Origin of the sequence: Paracoccus sp. 08, assembly GCF_024105395.1 — a bacterium.
In the GTDB taxonomy this organism is placed as follows: Bacteria; Pseudomonadota; Alphaproteobacteria; order Rhodobacterales; family Rhodobacteraceae; genus Paracoccus; species Paracoccus marcusii.
The window spans coordinates 1-17334 of sequence record NZ_WEKR01000075.1 but is presented as its reverse complement, the minus strand read 5'-3'; the positions used below and the strand labels follow the sequence as shown (position 1 = coordinate 17334).

At 58.3% G+C, this 17334-nt stretch carries 14 protein-coding genes and 2 pseudogenes; 7 read left to right on the top strand and 9 right to left on the bottom strand.

Features of this window, described 5'->3' with window-relative positions; all coding sequences use genetic code 11:
• Window positions 1-119: 119 nt before the first annotated feature.
• Window positions 120-410: a BrnA antitoxin family protein gene (locus GBO37_RS20380; RefSeq protein WP_252930606.1), complete on the top strand. Its 291-nt coding sequence runs from the start codon at window positions 120-122 to the stop codon at window positions 408-410.
• 413 nt (window positions 411-823) lie between these two features.
• Here GBO37_RS20380 and GBO37_RS20375 read toward each other — a convergent pair whose 3' ends face one another.
• The 6 genes and pseudogenes from GBO37_RS20375 to GBO37_RS20350 all read right to left on the bottom strand — a co-directional run bounded on the left by GBO37_RS20375 (window position 824) and on the right by GBO37_RS20350 (window position 7430).
• Window positions 824-1567 (bottom strand): hypothetical protein, encoded by a 744-nt coding sequence (locus GBO37_RS20375; protein ID WP_252930605.1) that lies wholly within the window; start codon window positions 1565-1567, stop codon window positions 824-826.
• A 250-nt stretch (window positions 1568-1817) separates the two neighbouring features.
• Window positions 1818-2152, bottom strand: a pseudogene (locus tag GBO37_RS20370) (transposase); the annotation flags it as partial.
• Between the two features lie 169 nt (window positions 2153-2321).
• Window positions 2322-3185, bottom strand: a complete 864-nt coding sequence (locus GBO37_RS20365) for a glycosyltransferase family 8 protein (RefSeq protein ID WP_252930604.1) — start codon at window positions 3183-3185, stop codon at window positions 2322-2324.
• Between the two features lie 143 nt (window positions 3186-3328).
• Window positions 3329-4519 carry a glycosyltransferase family 2 protein gene (locus tag GBO37_RS20360; protein WP_252930603.1) on the bottom strand — a complete coding sequence of 397 codons (1191 nt, stop codon included), beginning with the start codon at window positions 4517-4519 and terminating at the stop codon, window positions 3329-3331.
• A gap of 79 nt (window positions 4520-4598) precedes the next feature.
• Window positions 4599-6083 (bottom strand): oligosaccharide flippase family protein, encoded by a 1485-nt coding sequence (locus GBO37_RS20355; protein ID WP_252930602.1) that lies wholly within the window; start codon window positions 6081-6083, stop codon window positions 4599-4601.
• A gap of 162 nt (window positions 6084-6245) precedes the next feature.
• On the bottom strand, window positions 6246-7430 hold the full coding sequence (locus tag GBO37_RS20350) for a glycosyltransferase (RefSeq protein ID WP_252930601.1): 1185 nt from the start codon (window positions 7428-7430) through the stop codon (window positions 6246-6248).
• 505 nt (window positions 7431-7935) lie between these two features.
• Here GBO37_RS20350 and GBO37_RS20345 point away from each other — a divergent pair.
• The 6 genes from GBO37_RS20345 to GBO37_RS20320 all read left to right on the top strand — a co-directional run bounded on the left by GBO37_RS20345 (window position 7936) and on the right by GBO37_RS20320 (window position 14533).
• A complete protein-coding gene (locus tag GBO37_RS20345) occupies window positions 7936-8490 on the top strand; it encodes an IS5 family transposase (RefSeq protein ID WP_252930624.1) in 555 nt (184 codons plus the stop codon).
• A gap of 186 nt (window positions 8491-8676) precedes the next feature.
• Window positions 8677-9828 (top strand): glycosyl transferase, encoded by a 1152-nt coding sequence (locus GBO37_RS20340; RefSeq protein ID WP_252930600.1) that lies wholly within the window; start codon window positions 8677-8679, stop codon window positions 9826-9828.
• A 7-nt stretch (window positions 9829-9835) separates the two neighbouring features.
• The gene (locus GBO37_RS20335; protein ID WP_252930599.1) at window positions 9836-10825 is read left to right on the top strand and encodes a glycosyltransferase family 2 protein; all 990 of its coding nucleotides are present in this window, start codon (window positions 9836-9838) and stop codon (window positions 10823-10825) included.
• The gene (locus GBO37_RS20330) at window positions 10822-11796 is read left to right on the top strand and encodes a glycosyltransferase family 2 protein (RefSeq protein WP_252930598.1); all 975 of its coding nucleotides are present in this window, start codon (window positions 10822-10824) and stop codon (window positions 11794-11796) included. Before GBO37_RS20335 ends, GBO37_RS20330 begins: the two co-directional genes overlap by 4 nt.
• Window positions 11796-14222 carry a GNVR domain-containing protein gene (locus tag GBO37_RS20325; protein ID WP_252930597.1) on the top strand — a complete coding sequence of 809 codons (2427 nt, stop codon included), beginning with the start codon at window positions 11796-11798 and terminating at the stop codon, window positions 14220-14222. The genes GBO37_RS20330 and GBO37_RS20325 overlap by 1 nt, the downstream gene beginning before the upstream one ends.
• A 74-nt stretch (window positions 14223-14296) precedes the next feature.
• On the top strand, window positions 14297-14533 hold the full coding sequence (locus GBO37_RS20320) for a hypothetical protein (protein WP_045983803.1): 237 nt from the start codon (window positions 14297-14299) through the stop codon (window positions 14531-14533).
• A gap of 99 nt (window positions 14534-14632) precedes the next feature.
• Here GBO37_RS20320 and GBO37_RS20315 read toward each other — a convergent pair whose 3' ends face one another.
• From GBO37_RS20315 to GBO37_RS20305, 3 genes and pseudogenes are all read right to left on the bottom strand, one after another.
• On the bottom strand, window positions 14633-15718 hold the full coding sequence (locus GBO37_RS20315) for a mechanosensitive ion channel family protein (RefSeq protein ID WP_252930596.1): 1086 nt from the start codon (window positions 15716-15718) through the stop codon (window positions 14633-14635).
• A 616-nt stretch (window positions 15719-16334) separates the two neighbouring features.
• Window positions 16335-17095 (bottom strand): annotated as a pseudogene (locus GBO37_RS20310) (IS110 family transposase); the annotation flags it as partial.
• Window positions 17096-17102: 7 nt separating this feature from the next.
• Window positions 17103-17334 (bottom strand): transposase (locus GBO37_RS20305; protein WP_252930595.1); only part of this gene is annotated, 232 nt, incomplete at its 5' end.

Genomic DNA, 17334 nt, shown 5'->3' with positions numbered 1-17334 from the left:
CACATCGCGATCGGTCGCCTTGCGGACGGGACCGTGGCCGTGGTCTTTACAGCAATGGGCATCGAAGGGGTGTCGGTGATCTCGATGCGCCCTGCCAGTGCCAAGGAGAGGAGCCTGCTATGAGTCGAAAACACCTGAGTGAAGACCAGATCCAGCGCATGATCGCCAGTGACCCCGAGGCGCCCAAAGCGACGGACGACCAGCTGGCTCAGGCTCGGCCCTTCTCCGAAGCCTTCCCGGCTCTAGCCGATGCCATGCGCCGGAACATGGGCGGACGGCCCAAGGCCGAGAACCCAAAGGTTGCGGTTTCCCTGCGTCTTGATCAGGATGTGGTGGCTCGGTTCAAGGCAAGCGGGCCGGGCTGGCAGACCCGGATGAACCGCGCCTTGCGCGAGGCAGCGGGGCTTTGAGCGGCAGCGAAGAGCCCTTACTGGGCCCTCGCATACATTCGGCAGTCTCGCGGAACCTCGGAGATATTGAGATGCAGGAAATAGCATCTAGTACACCCTCGAGTGCCATGTCTGTTTTCTTTGGCATCCTTGCTGATGCACCGTTCTCCACATCATAAAAGGCTTCGGTACAGTGAATTTGCGGACGGCTCAAGGAATGGTCTAAAAACCAATGCATGACCGTCACGGGTACCTTCCTTCTGCTGGCCTATCTAGTGTTATCATAGCGGCCCGTTCTGCCCCTTTCACCCAACCCTGACCCTTTGCTCCAGCCGGTATGGGTATTATGCGTCGGAGAAGGACAGGGGGTGAGGACCAAGGGAAGATTGTGGGACATTCGGAAGAATATTTCCTCCACAGTAAACATTCCAAATTCATTTATTTTTGTAAATTTTATCAGCGCCATTCAGCACGGCTAGCGATGCTGCTACCGCTGCCGCAATAGAAATCATTTCACCACCATCCTCTAGAACAGTTAGGATAAGATCCGCCCAATATCCCTTAATTATAATATGAAGAATATCAAAAACAACGCCACAAAAAATAAGAGCTGCGATTGGTTTTGAAAGAATAACAACAATATTAAGATCGCCTGGCTGCTTTCCGTTGTATGCCCATAAAGCCACAGCAAGGAGCATCACTGCAATTGACGCCCAAGCAATGAGCTCTCCAAAATCCTGCCCCCGCAAACCAAATAAAGAAGGAATCCGTAAAGATTCTGATACTACCCCTCCCACGCGCTCGTGATACTGAGCAGAATCGTCAAGCCACGCGAAAATAAAGAAGACATTGAAAAACAGCATTACTCGCGCATAAGTTTTAAAAAAAATATATAAAAATATAGCGGCGCAAGAAAAAAGCATGCCGTGGTTTAAAGTCTCAGATAAAGATGTATCGTTCCCCAAATTTATAAATTCGTGTATTTTTATTAATAGCATATTTTCGTAATTGGAAATATTAATTGCTTGATGCGTCACTATATGAACTAAAACGAGGACAACTACTAAAAATGACAGCGTAAAACCAACTTTGAGAGCCGCCTTGTCATCTCTTAGGCAAACATAACCATGCTGTGAAAACAGAAGTCTCCGCAAAAAATTGATTTCTATTAGCGCCACTTGCTTACCCTCGTCACTTAAAAAATTTATCCTAACTTTTAAAATGGAGGGGCCAGGAATGCAAGCTATATTAAACTTTACTTATTTTATTAAGAATTATTCTAATAAAAATTCAGTTCCGCCTTTTCATCAATATGTCGGCTTATGGTGGACCTTACATCCGTCAGCACGAGCACGGTGTCCGTGCATCTAATGTATATCAACCTCCGCTTAGACAGCATCTGCGTGGCAGAATTGGCCAGGCGTCCATGCCTCCCTTTTTCACGCCCATGCTGGTTGCTGTTCGGTGAGCCTTGAGATTGGTTGTGTCGATCATGACGGTCTTCTGTTCACCGTGCGCGGCCGCCAGACCCGCCATTATCCGGGCGAAGACGCCCTTATCGCTCCACCGCTTCCAGCGATTGTATAGTGTCTTGTAGGGGCCATAGGTTGCAGGCGCATCACGCCCTCGCAAGCCCTTGCGATTGATGAAGATAATCCCACTCAAGACACGCCGGTCATCGACGCGAGTCTGCCGTGGGATTTCGGGAGGAAGGGCTCAAGGCGCGCCATCTGCGCATCCGTTAGCCAGAAAAGGTCAGATATGTTCACCGCTCGATTTTCCAACCGTGAATCACGACCCTCGGCGGAAATCAAAGGTCCTTGGCCATAAAATTAATAAATATAATTTTTTGGATTTCAATCAATAGAATGTTTATAGGAACTCATCAATCTACCATTTACCCATAAATCTCAAAATCCTTTGAAGTGTAGATCAAAACCTAATTTTTCGTATCAAAGTTAGCCGGTACTTAAGCCAGAATTTCGCAAGGCGCGGTAGGCTGATGCTATCGCGCTGCCGTACAATGGAAAAAAACGGCGTATTCTTCAAATTATGCCAATAGAGCCAAGCGTAGGGATGCCATTCTTTTGATTTCCATGGTTTTTCCGATTCAGTAAAATGAATCACCTCAGGAACTCTGTTTTTAGGGTCTGCGGTGACATATCGTTTTGGCTTGTAGAGATGTTCTCGCTGATAGTTCCATTTTGGATCGAGCGGGAGCCAGTCCTGCCACAACACCTCATTCAACGCATCCTGATCCGCAAATTCGTATTGTCCCGGGTTCGCAATGAGCTGATTAAGAGCCTGACTAAGAAATCCGTTTTGGTGGGCGGCCTTCATGTCAATTAGAAGCATGCCAGCGTTGAAGTACAGTCCTTCCCGTTTCAGTCCATAGGTTTGTGCAAAAATAGCAGGATCGACACCCGGATCTTCGACTGCGCCACAGGGGCGACCCTTCAGGTCAGTTCGCCAAAGGGGCAACAGACTGCGGGTAACGATCATGTCAATATCTAGATATATAATACGGGCAATGTCATCGGGCAGAACTTCGGTCATGATTAGCCGAAGGTAAGTTGCACGACTGATCTGCAGCAGTGGTGGCAGGTCCAGCGCCGGATGCCCTGCTACATGATAATCTAAAATATCCAATTTTGGTACAGCGCTGCGGATCTGGCCCAAGAGGGTGGCATTGACTCCGTCAAGGATGGCATGAACGCGCACATGCTCTGCTCCTTTGCTTGTCTCGATTGATTTCAACAAAACAGCCAAATGAGGTGCGTAATTTGCATCCGTCACACATACTAGTTCTATCGTCTCAGCTTGTATCACTGCGAAAAACTCCAAAATAAAGCAGAGAGAAACTAAAAAATTTTCCTCCGAAGCTATTTTCAGTTATACCCAAAAGACAATTCTGCATGTTTTATTTTTTTGATATGTTATTAACGGTCATGCTTGCGCAGCAAGGCCATTATTCCGCTTAGTCCCGTAATACGGTAGAAAATAATAAAGCAGGTGGCGGACTGTCTGTATTCTCCATCTCGCGCTAAATTTCGGATAAGCCAGAGCAGAGGGCGCAGAAACCGAAGAATAAGACGTTGCCCGTTTGCGGACCGGCGAAAAATTTTTGATAAAGACGCTACGGCCAATTGGTTCTGTTCCAGTGTGAGCCATACCTCGTGTCCGTGAACGACCGATTGCAGCAAGTCAAGGTCGTTTTTAGCGAGAGGCTCAGCACTGCTTGCCTCCGCGGCAGACAGATCTTCTGCCGCCTCCGACCACAAACCGCGCTTGGCCATTATGAGCGCACGCTGAATATAAGCTGAGCGATGCGCCCAAGGTGATCCTATTGCAAAGGTGGGCGTAAATTCGGAAAGACTATAAGTCTCTCTTATCTTGGTGAAAATTACTTGGTCATATTTTCGCCATTGCTTGTGGTTATCATTGATATTGAATTTTTTTTGGGAATTTCCGCGTGGAGCGTAATGCTGCCGATAGTAGAAAATGATATAAGGCACATAAATTCCCACATAGCGGCGACTTACACGAAGCATCATATCGTAATCCTGAGACCTTATGAGGTTCTCATCATACCCGCCCAAATCGTCATAAATTGATTTTCCGACAAGGCTGGCATATTGTAGCATGAACATGTCTTCCAAAAAATTTATTTTAAGACTCGGTTCTTCCAATCTTCTTGCAACAAATGGGTCAGAAATTGACTTTTTGCCATCAGTTGAAATTTCAAAAACTTTATAATCCCCAAATACATAATCACTGCCAGGATTAGCCTCGAGTGCTGTTAGCATTAACTCTAGGCCATTTTCGGCTGCAATGTCATCATCATCGCAGATCCAAATAAGGTCTCCGGTAGCATAAGTCAGGCCTAAGTTCAGCGCGCTTGATTTTCCTCCATTTATTTTTTTTATGTATTGGACTTGATCGCCATACCTGCTGACAATACTTTCCGTTTCATCAGTTGAACCGTCGTCAATGACAACAATCTGATCTGGTTTTCGACTTTGTTTTAGTAGGCTGTCTAGACACTCAGGGAGATACTGTGCGCGGTTATAAGTAGGAACCAATGCCGTCACGCGAACTGGATTACAGGTGAAAGTTTTAGTTTTGCTCATTATACTCTTTCTTCACAAAGGCTCAGTGTGTTTTCGACAGTATATCAGTTTAGTGCATGGAAGCAGGCTTGGAGCGACATTACACTTTGCGTGAAAATCGTAATACGAGGGCGGCAATTAGGGCGGCGGCTTCTTTGATCGTGTCGCGGCCTTGTTTAGAAAGCATAAAAATCAGGCAGAATACCCCGTAGGACAAAAGCGCGGCCGCCAAAAGTCCGGCAGTCCCCTTCGCCGCGAAAACATCGTGAAGCAAATAGATCACTGCCAAGGCGACGTGAGCCGCAATGACAGCGGGTCCGCATGACCTGACTGCATCGCCAACCTTCACCGGGCCTCGGCGCGCAATATACATCCATAGGATTGGCGTCTTAAGGTATTCGCTAATTGCATAGGCCGCTGCTATGCCCACTGCGCCCCATGGCAAACCTATGGCGAAGGCTGTGACGGCTACACCCGCAGTGACGAGCCCCCAGATCATGAAATCGGTTGATCGACCTTGGCTGATGAACAGCCATCCGGTAGGATTGTTGAGCGGCTGCAGCATACCCGCAAAGCCCAGAGCCATGAAGATAGGAGCACTGGGGCTCCATTGTTCGCCCAGCATAAAAGGAATTAAAACATCAGCCATCCCAATGGCAAAAGCGACCCCAGGAAGACTTACCAGCAGCGATAGCTTTACGACGCGAAAAAATGCGTGGCGATAACGGTCTGGCTCTTCGCACATGCGTGACAGTGCTGGGATCATGACGCGTGACAGGGGGTTTGCGATCTGACTGAGCGGAAGCAGCAGCAGTTTGTAGGCCCGGTCGTAATACCCTAGCTGGGCCTCGCCCCAGACCCGACCGATTAAAACATTATCGAGATTTCGTGCAAAGAAATTGGCAAAGTTGAATCCAGTAATACCCGCGCCAAAACCTAGCAGAGATCGCGCCTCGCTGACACGCCGCGGCATCCCGGGCCGCCATCGTGAGAATATCCACGCGATAACAGTCGACAGAACCGCACCTACTAAGCTGCCGCCGAACAATGCCCAGTATGACGGGCTAACTAAGGCCCAGACAATTGCGGTCACCAGAGTGGATATGGCTGCCACGACAGTGATAACTGCCATTCGTCCAAATTCCATCCGCCGGTTTAGCAGCGCCATGTGCTGCGCACCGAGCGCACCGATGATCATCGGTAACGCCATGGCCGCCGTCAGCGCTAATGCACGTGGTTCTTGATAAAAAGCCGCCACCAGCGGCGAGATAGCCACCAGCAACAAGGCTAGACCAACGCTTGCCGCAACGTTGACCCAAAAAAGAAAATTAACCTCATCTCGACGCAGCTGAGCCTTCTGTACGGTTGCTTGGACAAGGCCGAAGTCTTGTAGCATTCCCAACAATGCCACCACCGGCGCAATCATCGCCATCAGTCCGAAATCGCCGGGCGCGAGCAGCCGCGAGAGAACTAGGACAGACACGATCTGCGTTGCGACCTGAACGGCTTGTGCAATTGCGGTGGCAACAGCTCCTCGCCCTACAGAACGTCGCAACGATCCCTCTGGCGGATCAAATTCATTCACTACTGAAACCATTTGGCACAATTTTCAATCATAGGCGCATCAGGCGTGGTGCCCAATCTTGGCGTTGTCATAGAGCAAGGTGGTCAGAGGCGCCATCCGCTCCGTTGTCGGCGATGGGGCAGCAGCGCGTCTCTTTCCAGCACTAGCTTCGCTGCGCAGAATTTAGCCGTCAAATTCGGCAACTTTCCCTTTTCCACACAGCGTCTTAATGCGGTCGGCTAGCTGGTCGTTCAGCAGCTGATTGTTGAAGTCACGCTCGATTGTCTGTCTCGCCGCGCGAGCCATACGATCACAATGGTCTGGATGATCGATGACGTGCCGAATGTGCTGGGAAAGCCGATAAACGTCCTTTTCGGGAGCCAAAAGTCCCGTCCTCTCGTTTTCGATAAGCTCAGGTATCCCAGAATGATAAGAGCTGATCACTGTCAAGCCCGCAGCCATCGCCTCCATAAGTGCGACAGGAATACCTTCGACGTCGCCATCCTCTGCCGTGATGCTTGGTAAGATGAACGCGTCTGCGCGCGCGAGCTGTTCCTTGACGTCGCCATGCGGGCGGCTTCCTAAAAAGGTGACCTTCTGGGCAATACCCAGTTTATAGGCCAACGCCGTCAGCTCCGGCAGTAAAGGTCCATCACCAATGATGGTATAGAACCAGTCTTGCTCACCCTCAAGCAAAGCGAATGCCCTCAACGAATACTCGACCCCTTTCTTTTCCGTTAGGCGGCATACGGAAATGAACTTGATAGGAGCGGATACTCTCTCGCTGCGGCAATAGGGAATCGACGAGATATCAACTCCCATTCGGTGCACGTCTGTTTTTTCTGGATCCGCACCGACTTCGCAGAGCTTTTCACGAAAGTATCCGTTTACGGTCAAGCAGAGATCGCCGCGGCGAAACAAATCATCGTACTGATTGAGCCGCCCTTTCTTCAGTGGCATGCCGACGTCATAGCCATGAAAGATTGTAATCAAAGGTGCATGGATATGGCGTCGCTTCTTAACGCGTGCAATCCTGGCACCACTCTGTCCAAAATGAGCAATAATCACATCAAATTTTTTGAGCTTACGAGAAAAAGCAATGTCAAGACTGACTGATATCTTATCTCGCGCCCCGTTGGGCAGACGCTCGATTACAGGCTGCATCTTCTGGACTGGTCCCCACCAATTCCGAGCGTTTTTTATTAAGGTTGAGATAGGCTCCTCGTCTTTATCGGCATACGGATAGCCCACAACCTTGTCGCAAATAATTCCAATTTTGAATCCCCTCTTCATCAATCCCGCCATCTGCGAGACCACGAACGTCTCCGACAAAGTTGGAAATCTGCTGACCACAAAGCCGACGTTCATCTAAAGCCCCTTTCCCTTAACCGCTGACAATCCTGTCACAGCGGATTGCGATAAATAGCTTCAAGCTTCGTAGAAGCTTTCACATCTAAACATTTGCTGTCGTTCAAATTCGGTGTGCAGCATAATCCTTTACTCGCATGCCTGCGCTTCGAGTTATAGAGCATCTCGATGTAATTCAGACATGTCTCACCTCGCTGGTGACGGCCCAGCAGGCCTATGGCTACCAGCCCATCACCGCGATCCGGAACCGCCAGCTGCGGTCAGAAGATCTGGCACCGATCAACGCCCATGCCCACGAAATCAACTCCTGGCGCGCCAGGGGTGAATGCCGAGATCAGCGGATCCGATAGCGCTTATAGAGGATTCGCGACGTTAACGACTTCCGCACTGGTTCTTCGATTGCAAAGTGGAACGCGAACCCGGCAACCTTAGTGATACCTAGGGTCAGGATGCATTGATTTCCGTTGCGGTGCGTGATTCACGGTTCCGGAAACGGAGCGATGATATAAGCGACCTTTTCTGGCTGACGGACGCGCAGATGACACGTCTCGCTCCCTATTTTCCGAAGGCCCACGGCAAGCCACGCGTTGATGACAGACGTGTTCTCAGTGGGATTATCTTCATTATCCGCAATGGCTTGCGCTGGCGTGATGCACCCACTGCCTATGGGCCTCACAAAACGCTGTATAGCCGTTGGAGGCGATGGAGCGAGAAGGCTAAACTATTCATCACTGCCGGGCAGGTGAGCGATTATATTAAAGCGCGGGCGCTTCTCAGCAGCCTGCCGAAGGTCAAATGGCTGCTCGGCGATCGTGGTTATGACGCTGACTGGCTGAGAGAGGCGTTGCAGGACAAGGGAATACGCGTTTGCATCCCCGGTCGGAAGCAACGCAAGACGCCGGTCAAGTATGACAAGCGGCGCTACAAGCGGCGAAGCCGCATCGAGATCATGTTCGGCAGGCTGAAGGACTGGAGACGCGTCGCAATCCGTTATGACCGCTGCCCAAAGGTCTTCCTCTCCGCTATCGTGCTAGCGGCTCTCGTCATCTGTTGGTTGTGAATCCTGACCCCAGTGGCTCACGCTTCCTTGTCGGCAGATCGCAAAAGTTGTCCTATTAGGCTGTTTTCCCGTGCGGCGGAATTGTCTATCCAGTGCCGACATTTCCTGGGCGGCCCAAGTGCTGTCTGCATGTCCTGTCCCAAGACCCTTTGTAACGATTATCCTGCCGGAGACCCTTTTTTGCGCGTGACCTATCTTGCCCATGACCTTGACGACCCCTCGATCTGGCGACGGGTCAGGATGCTGCGCCAGGGCGGGGCACAGGTTCGGGTCGCGGGGTTCCGGCGGGGGCAGGGGGCGTTGCCCGAACCTGCGACGGTGCTGGGACGGACGTCGAACGGCCGCATGATCCAGCGCGTCCGCGCGATCGCCGAGGCATGGCCCCGCATCGCGCGCCTTGTCCCGCCGCAGGACGGCGGCCCCGAGGTCATCCTGGCCCGCAATCTGGAAATGCTGGCCCTGGGCGCGCGGCTGGCACGCGCCAGGGGCGCGCGGCTGGTCTATGAGCTGCTGGACATTCACGGCATGATGCTGGGGCAGGGCATGCCCGCCCGTATCCTGCGTCGGGTCGAGGCCGGGCTGATGGCGCGCACCAGCTTGGTCGTCCTGTCCTCGCCCGCGTTCCAGACGCGCTATCTACGCCATTTCAAGCAGCCGGACGTCCCGGTCCTGCTGGTCGAGAACAAGCCCTTCGCCCGGCCCGTTCCGTCGTCGCCGCAGGCCGTTCCCGCCCCCGGCGGGGCGGAGCAGGGGGGCCCGCTGATCGTCGGCTGGTTCGGGATGCTGCGTTGTCGCTGGTCCCTCCAGGTGCTGGATCAGGTCACCCGTGCGCAGCCCGGACGGTTCCGGGTCATCCTGCGCGGGCGTCCGGCCCTCGACGTCATGGAGGATTTCCACGCGGTCGTGGATGCCAATCCCGACCTGTCCTTCATGGGCGCCTATGACTGGCCCGACGATCTGCCCAAGATCTATGCGCAGTTGGACGTGGCTTGGCTGATCGACCGGTATCAGGCGGGGCAGAACTCTGATTGGTTGCTTCCCAACCGCCTGTACGAAGGATGCCTGAACGGCGCCGTTCCCGTGGTTCTGGATGGGACCGAGGTTGCACGCCGTGTCGCGGCTTGGGGATGCGGTTTCACCGTCGCGGCGCCCGATGCCGCGGCCGTCGCTGCAGCCCTGTCCGCCATCGATCCCACGGGTCTGGCCGCGCGCCGTGCCGCGGTCGCGGCTCTTCCCCGCGCCACGCTGGAGATGGACGAGGCCGAATGCCGTCACCTGACGGCCGCCATCTGCGGGGCAGGGGACGCGGCCTCGGTCGCATCCGCCGCCGCTGCCTGAGGTCACGATGTCAGAACCCCATGTGCTGATCGTCATTCCGGCCCTGAACGAGGCGCGCCACATCGATGGCGTCCTGACCTTTGCCGCGGCCTTTGCGGCGCGGGTGAACGGGCTGGTCGTGGTCGCCGATGGCGGATCGCATGATGCGACCTGCGACATCGTCCGCCGCCGAGCCGCCGCCGATCCCCTGTTCCGGTTGATCGACAATCCCGGCCGGCTGCAATCGGCGGGGGTGAATCTGGCCGTGGACCGGTTCGGGAACGGGGCCGAATGGCTGCTGCGGCTGGATGCGCACAGTGATTATCCCGCCGATTATGGGGACGTTCTGCTGGCCGAGGCGCAGCGGACCGGTGCCGACAGCGTCGTCGTCACCATGCATGCCGAGGGCCAGGGGTTTCTGCAGCAGGTCATCGCCGAGGCGCAGAATTCGCGCTTGGGCAATGGCGGGTCGGCACACCGGCTGGCGGGCGGTGGAGCCTGGGTGGATCACGGGCATCACGCCCTGATGCGGATCGACGCCTTTCGGGCGGTGGGCGGCTATGACGCGCGCTTCAGCCACAACGAGGATGCCGAGCTGGACCACCGGCTGACAGCCGCGGGCCATCGTATCTGGCTGACCGGGCGGACCCGGCTGACCTATTTCCCACGGGCGCGCCTTGGCCCCCTGATCCGGCAATATTTCAATTTCGGGCGCGGGCGGGCCCGCAACCTGCAAAAGAACGGGACCCGCCCCGCGGCCCGTCAGGCCGTCGTGGCCATGCTAGCCCCGGCGGCGGCATTGGTCGTGCTGGCGCCGTTCGGGGCGGTCTTTGCCCTGCCGTTGCTGCTGTGGCTGCTGGCCTGTCTGGCCGGCGGCGTCATGATCGCCCTGCAGACCGGGCGGCCCCGCGGGCTGGTTGCGGGATTGGTGGCGGGGACCATGCACATGGCCTGGTCTGCCGGGTTCTGGCGGGAATGGCTGTCCCGCAAGCCCGCTGCGGAACGGACCCCTGCATGAGCGCGCCGTTGTTTCACGACAGGGTGCTGATCGGCATCTGCACCTTCCGGCGCCCGGAACTGGCAGCCACGCTGGCATCGCTTGCCGCGCTGACGCCCTGCGGCCTGCCGGTGGCCGTGGCCATCGCCGACAACGACGCGCAGCCCTCGGCCCGCGACCTGGTCGAAGGGATCGCCGCCGACCATCCCCTTGAGATCAGCTATCTGCACGCGCCACAGGCCAACATCTCGATCGCGCGGAACGCGCTGCTGGATCACGCCCGCGCCACGGGCGCGCGGCTGCTGATCTATCTGGACGATGACGAAACGGTCGAACCCGACTGGCTGATGCATCTTGTGGCGGCGTGGCGCGATGCGGATGCAGGCGCCGTCCTGGGGCCCGTGCGTGCCCATTACCGTCCCGACGCGCCGGGCTGGATGGATCGCGCGCGGGCGCATGATACGCTGCCGGTCTATGGCCCGGATGGCTCGATCACCAGCGGCTATACCTGCAACGTGCTTGTCGACCTGGCCGACCCGGCGGCGCGACGGCTGTCGTTCGACCCGGTCCGGGGCCGTTCGGGCGGCGAGGACAGTGCCTTTTTTGCCGGTTTTCTGGCCGCTGGCGGGAAAATCTCCTTTGCGCCCCTGGCTGTCGTGCACGAAACCGTGCCATCGGACCGCGCGCGCCTTGCCTGGTTGCTGCGGCGCCGCTATCGGATGGGTCAGACGCATGCCAGCCTGATCGCCCAAGGACGCCCGCGCGCCGGGCGCATCCGCGCGGCCGGGGTGGCGGTGGCCAAGGCCCTGGCCTGCGGCGGACTGGCCGTGGTCGGGGCGGCACGTCCGGCCTGGCGCAACCGCCAGCTGATGCGTGCGGCGCTTCATGTCGGGGCGGCCGCCCATCTTGGCGGCGCACGGCAGATCGAAATTTATGGAACGGCGCCGGATCGGTCGGATACCGAACCCCGCTCGGGACCCAAGGAAAGCTGATGGGACGCGAACTCAAGCCCTATGACGGGAACATGGCCTATATCGAGGCACCGGCCGCGCCGGCCCAGACCATCGATCTGCGGCGGCTGATGGTGGCATTGCGCCGGCAGCGCACGACCATCGTGCTGCCCGCCGTGCTGCTGGGGATGCTGGGCCTGACCTATTCCATCGCCAAGCCTGAAACCTACACCACCTATTCCAGCCTGCTTCTGGACAGCAACGTCAACCGGTCCGTCCAGCAGGCGGGCGGCATCGCCAGCGCCGCCCTTCCGGTCGAGCGGATCGAGAACGCACGCGTCGTCCTGGAATCGAACAAACTGGCCGACGACGTGCTGAACCTGACCGGGCTGCAGGAGAACCCGTCGTTCATGGACCCGCCGCGGTCGGCCTTCACCTCGGCCATCGGGGGCTTCCTGTCGACGGTGTTCTGGCCGGTGACCTGGATCCGCGACCAGCTGGTCGCGCTGACCACCCCCGCCGATGTCATTAATCCGGACGACCTGATGGCGTCCGACGCGACGATGGCGCAGGTCGACCCTGCGCGTCGCCTGGCCGCCGCGCGGCTGCGGGGCGAGATCCGGGTGGACCGGATCGGCCAGAGCTCTGCCGTGGCGGTCAGCTATTCCTCGCATGACCCCGAGATCGCGGCGCAGGTCGCCAATGCCTATGCCGATCTCTATGTCCAGGACATCCTGTCCTCGAATGCCGATTCCGTCGGCCAGACCAATGCCTGGATGCGCACCCGCCTGGAAGAGCTGCAGGCGCAGGCGCAGGCTGCCGCCGGCGCGGCCGAACGCTTTGCCGCCGAGAACAGCTTGGTCGAGTTCTCCTCGGGCGGGCTTCTGACCGAACAGGCGCTGAACGAACTGAACTCCAGCCTGACCGAGGTCCTGACCGAGGCCGCGCGGGCGCGGGCGGTTCTGGACACCTATGACCGCGCCGTCGCCGGCGGGGTCGAGGGGCTGACCAACAGCAACAGCTCGCTGGCCATCGGCGGCGAGGTGTCGGACGAACTGCGGGCGCGGCTGGATTCCTACAACGATGTCCAGGCCCGGCTGCAGCGCCTGCTGGCCTCGTCGGGACCGGACCATCCGCAGGTCCCCGGCCTGCAGCAGACCCTGGTCAGTACCGCCGAACGCCTGTTCATCGAACTGCAGGCTCAACGCGCCGAGGCCCAGAGCACGCTAGACGTCGCCAATGCCCGCGTCGAGGCCTTGCAGGAAAGCGTCCAGCAGGCCTCGGCCCGCAACAGCGACCAGGCCGCCAACTTCGTCCGGCTGCGGGCCCTGCAGGAAGAGGCCGCGACCCTGTCCGCGATCTATCAGCAGACCCTGACCCGATCGCAGGAGATCGAGCAGCAGCAGTCCTTCCCGGTGTCGAACGTGCGGATCCTGTCCTATGCCCAGGTGCCGACCACGCCCTCGGGCCCGGCGGTGCTGCGCACGGCGCTTGCCGCGACGCTGCTGGGGATGTTCCTGGGCATGGCCATCGCCGCGCTGCGCGAATGGCGCGAACGCTCGCTGCGGACATCCACCGACCTGACCGAATATTCGGGCCTGCGGTTCCTGGGCCACCTGCCGGTGCTGCCCGCGGTCCGTCGTCCCCGTGCGGTGGGCGCGGCACCCGCGGCCACCCGGACGCCACCGGCCACGGCCAGCGGGCAGACACTGCCCGTCCTGTCCAGGCTGCGGCCACCGGTCATCCAGGTGCCGGTCCCGGTGCTGCACTATCCCGATTCCGTCTATGCCGAAACGCTGCGCCATGTCCGCCTTGCGGGCGAGGCGACGGGCCGGGCGCTGCCCGTCACGGGCGTCACGTCGTTCCATCCCTTTGATGGACGGTCCTCGGTTGCCTTCAACCTGGCGGGCCAGCTGGGCATCGGCATGCATTCTGTCCTGCTGATCGACGCCGACAGTCGCGGCCGCACGCTCAGCCGGATGCTGGGCCTGGACCGCAAGCCGGGCCTGACCGACGCAGTCAGCGGCGGTGGCAACTGGCAGGACATGCTGGTCGGCATCGCCAACACCAACTTGGTCGTGCTGCCCTGCGGGCTGGACCAGGGCGGCCCTTCGGACGACCTGCTGACCGGCCAGATGCTGGGCCAGATCGCGGCCGAGGCGCGCAATGGCGATTTCAGCCGCGTCATCGTCGACGTCCCGCCGCTGTACCCCGTGGCCCAGGGCCGGGCGATCCTGCACGAGCTGGCGCAGTTCGTCATCGTGGCCGAATGGGGCCGCACCTCGCGCGCCATGGCCGAGACCGCCCTGGCCGAGGATTCCCTGCTGGAATCGCGGTGCCTGGGCGTCGTCTACGACCGCGTGAACCTGCGCAAGCTCAAGTCGTTCCTGCTGCCCGGAGAGATGGAGAACTATCTGGCCGGCCCCAAATCCTACATGTCGCTTAAGCGTCGCATGACGGGTCGGTAAGGTTTTCTTAACCTTTGTCGCTCACCTTGATGTCTCCCGTGCTATAGCGGGAGCAATCTGATGAGAGATGCGGCATGTTTATCATCTGTTACCTGCTGGCTGCCTTGACGACGACCGCGGTGGCCCTGATCGGGGGCGCGGCGGCGGGATATTCGGCTTGGGAAAGCCTGGGCATGGCGTTGCTGGCTGTGGTTTTCCTGCAGATGGTGATTCTGGGCTATGTGATCCTGGCCACGATCCGCAACACCCGCGGATCGCGTGCCACCCGGCCAAGAACCGCACGCAATCAACTGTCCATCCAGCCCAAGTAGGGCTTGCCCGCCCTTTCTGTGCCGAGAGCCGATCGACAAGGACGTCACGATCCCTGCGACAGGCCTTCGGAAGGCATGCCACGGTGACAGCCGCAGGACCTAGCCCTTGACCTCGATGATCCCCTTGTCGGCCAGACCTGCAGATCGATCGGGGCGGTCGTCCATCTGGATGCTGCCCCGGTGGCGGGGCATGGCATGGGGCTGGTCCGTCTGCAGATAGGCCAGCAGGTGCTCCCTGATCTCGCAACGCAGATCGAAGGCACGTCCGGCGTTGCGGGCACTGGCCAGGATGCGCACCTCGGTCACGGTCTCACGGAAATCGGTGACCTGCAGGGCAAAGACGTCGCGGTCCCACAGGGGTGACGCCCGAACGATGCGTTCCGCCTCAAGGCGCAGGTCGGGAATGCTGACCGCGTAATCGACATAAAGCATCACCACTCCGATCAGCGTCGCATCCGCGCGCGTCCAGTTCTGGAAGGGCTGGTCCATGAAGTAGCTCAGCGGCACGATCAGGCGGCGCTTGTCCCAGATGCGGATCACCACATAGGTGCCGCCGATCTCTTCGACATTGCCCCATTCGCCCTCGACGATCACTGCGTCGTCGATGCGGATGGGCTGGGTGATGGCCAGCTGGATGCCCGCGAACAGGTTGCGCAGCACCGGCTGCAGGGCCAGGCCCACGACCAGCCCCGCCGCTCCGGCCGAGGCCAGCAGGCTGACGCCGTATTGCCGCACGCTGTCAAACGACATCAATGCTGCACTGATGCCGACGGCAACGATCAGCAGGCTGCCCACCTGCTGCAGGATGCGGGACTGGGTGACATGCTTGCGCGCCAGCAGATTGTCTTCGACATCGATGCGGAAACGGCGCAGATGCAGCGCGACCCAGATCTGCAGCGCGGTGCGCGCCACAAGGGTCATGCAGGCGATGAAGCATAACAGCAGCACGTGGCGCAAGGTGGCGGTTTCCTCGACCGTCAGGGGCGCGATGCGGGTGGCAATGGACAGGGCGGCAATGATCAGTGCCAGCTGGACCGGCCCGCGGGACCGGGCCAGCAGTGGACGCCAGAAATCACTGCGCTGCGCGATCGGGCGCAGCAGAAGACGGTCGATCAGCATCCAGCCCAGCCATGACAGCGCAACGGCAGCGACGAAGATCAGGGCGGTATCGGTCCAGCGGGTCATGCAGTCCTCGGAGGTTTTGACAGGCCTGATCAACATCATTGCTTCGTTCAGAACAATGATCCCCCCGAATGTTTCCGTTGCAAGCGAATGCATTGACCCTGGTCAGCGACACTGGCTCGTGAGGCGCTGTCATTTGCGGAATCAGGACGTGGAAAGGATGCGGTTCTTGGTGAGGGCAAATGGGAAGCGGTAGAGCCACCACCCTCCCACCCTTTCGGCGAAGATTTTTAGCCCTAAAGACAGTAAGATGGTGGCGGTAGTCACAAGAGGCACGCCCAGTATCGAGGTGACCCTTCCCTCTTGAGTCGGGGTCGTCTCAGTCAAGCAGTTTCACGCATGCGCCGTTGTCCGCAAAGTAGCGGTTTCAAGTTTGGTCTGATCGTCGCACGTCTGGCACAGCACCTTCGTCTGAGATCACCTGGGTGTATGCTTCGGTCTGTGGTCGGCGCATAGGCCGCCAACATGATGCTGGTTCAATGCAGGTCCGATGTGCCCATCTTGTTGGCGTGCTCGATGTGGTTCGGCAACAGTCCTGACCACGGCATCATCGGAACCGCGTCCCATGGGAACCTCGAAGGCCTGCGGTCAGGCAGGCAACGGTGGGGCGCCTGGCCGATCAGGTGGCATGCTTAACCCGAACCTCGGATCGGAAGGTTGTGCCGTCAGTCCATATCCGGTGCAAGATCACGCTGATGCGCCGGGCAAGGGCGACTGTGGCCCGTTTCGCGCCACGACGGCGCACGACCTGCAGGGCCCATGTTCTCAGCCACGTCAAGCGGCCACGATGCATCATGACTGTTGCCGCCTGGCACAGCGCCCGCCGCAGGTTGACGTCCCCTGCTTTGGTGATCCCGCCAGAGATGTCGCATTCGCCTGACTGGTTGCGTGAAGGTGTGAGGCCGACCCATGGTCCGACCTTCTTCGACGATGTGAACCGCGAGGGATCATCAACTGCGGAACGATAGGTCAGCGCCACGACCGCGCCCACGCCCGGCATCGACATCAGACGGTGGCAGACAGTAGCGGATTGTCTGCCGTCAGCTCTCGGATGCGGTGCTCGAACCTGCCGTGGGAGATCGCGCCGACCTTCAGTCCGAAGTTCCGCAGCAATCCACGCAATGACAGCTAAAACGTGATAAAGCCCTGCTGCACGGCTTTGCGAGCACTCAGCAGAGCGCGCACCTCCTGTGCCAAGACGGATTTGCAATGAACGGGCTGGAACCAGCCAAGATGAAGCAGGCGCGCAATGCCTTCGGCATCCCGTCGGTCCGTCGTGATCGGCATCGCCTTCAGAGCACCCTTCACCTGCCGGGTCTCCATCAGCACGACACTCAGGCCCGCCTCGGTCATGCCACGATGCAGCCATTGCCACTGGGGTCAGGATTCACAACCAACAGATGACGAGAGCCGCTAGCACGATAGCGGAGAGGAAGACCTTTGGGCAGCGGTCATAACGGATTGCGACGCGTCTCCAGTCCTTCAGCCTGCCGAACATGATCTCGATGCGGCTTCGCCGCTTGTAGCGCCGCTTGTCATACTTGACCGGCGTCTTGCGTTGCTTCCGACCGGGGATGCAAACGCGTATTCCCTTGTCCTGCAACGCCTCTCTCAGCCAG

What these genes read in the sequence shown, in the direction of transcription:
- GBO37_RS20315 (WP_252930596.1), bottom strand. Translation starts at nt 15,718, where the DNA reads ATGACCCGCTGGACCGATACCGCCCTGATCTTCGTCGCTGCCGTTGCG.
- GBO37_RS20330 (WP_252930598.1), top strand. Translation starts at nt 10,822, where the DNA reads ATGAGCGCGCCGTTGTTTCACGACAGGGTGCTGATCGGCATCTGCACC.
- GBO37_RS20320 (WP_045983803.1), top strand. Translation starts at nt 14,297, where the DNA reads ATGTTTATCATCTGTTACCTGCTGGCTGCCTTGACGACGACCGCGGTG.
- GBO37_RS20380 (WP_252930606.1), top strand. Translation starts at nt 120, where the DNA reads ATGAGTCGAAAACACCTGAGTGAAGACCAGATCCAGCGCATGATCGCC.
- GBO37_RS20350 (WP_252930601.1), bottom strand. Translation starts at nt 7,430, where the DNA reads ATGAACGTCGGCTTTGTGGTCAGCAGATTTCCAACTTTGTCGGAGACG.
- GBO37_RS20360 (WP_252930603.1), bottom strand. Translation starts at nt 4,519, where the DNA reads ATGAGCAAAACTAAAACTTTCACCTGTAATCCAGTTCGCGTGACGGCA.
- GBO37_RS20335 (WP_252930599.1), top strand. Translation starts at nt 9,836, where the DNA reads ATGTCAGAACCCCATGTGCTGATCGTCATTCCGGCCCTGAACGAGGCG.
- GBO37_RS20325 (WP_252930597.1), top strand. Translation starts at nt 11,796, where the DNA reads ATGGGACGCGAACTCAAGCCCTATGACGGGAACATGGCCTATATCGAG.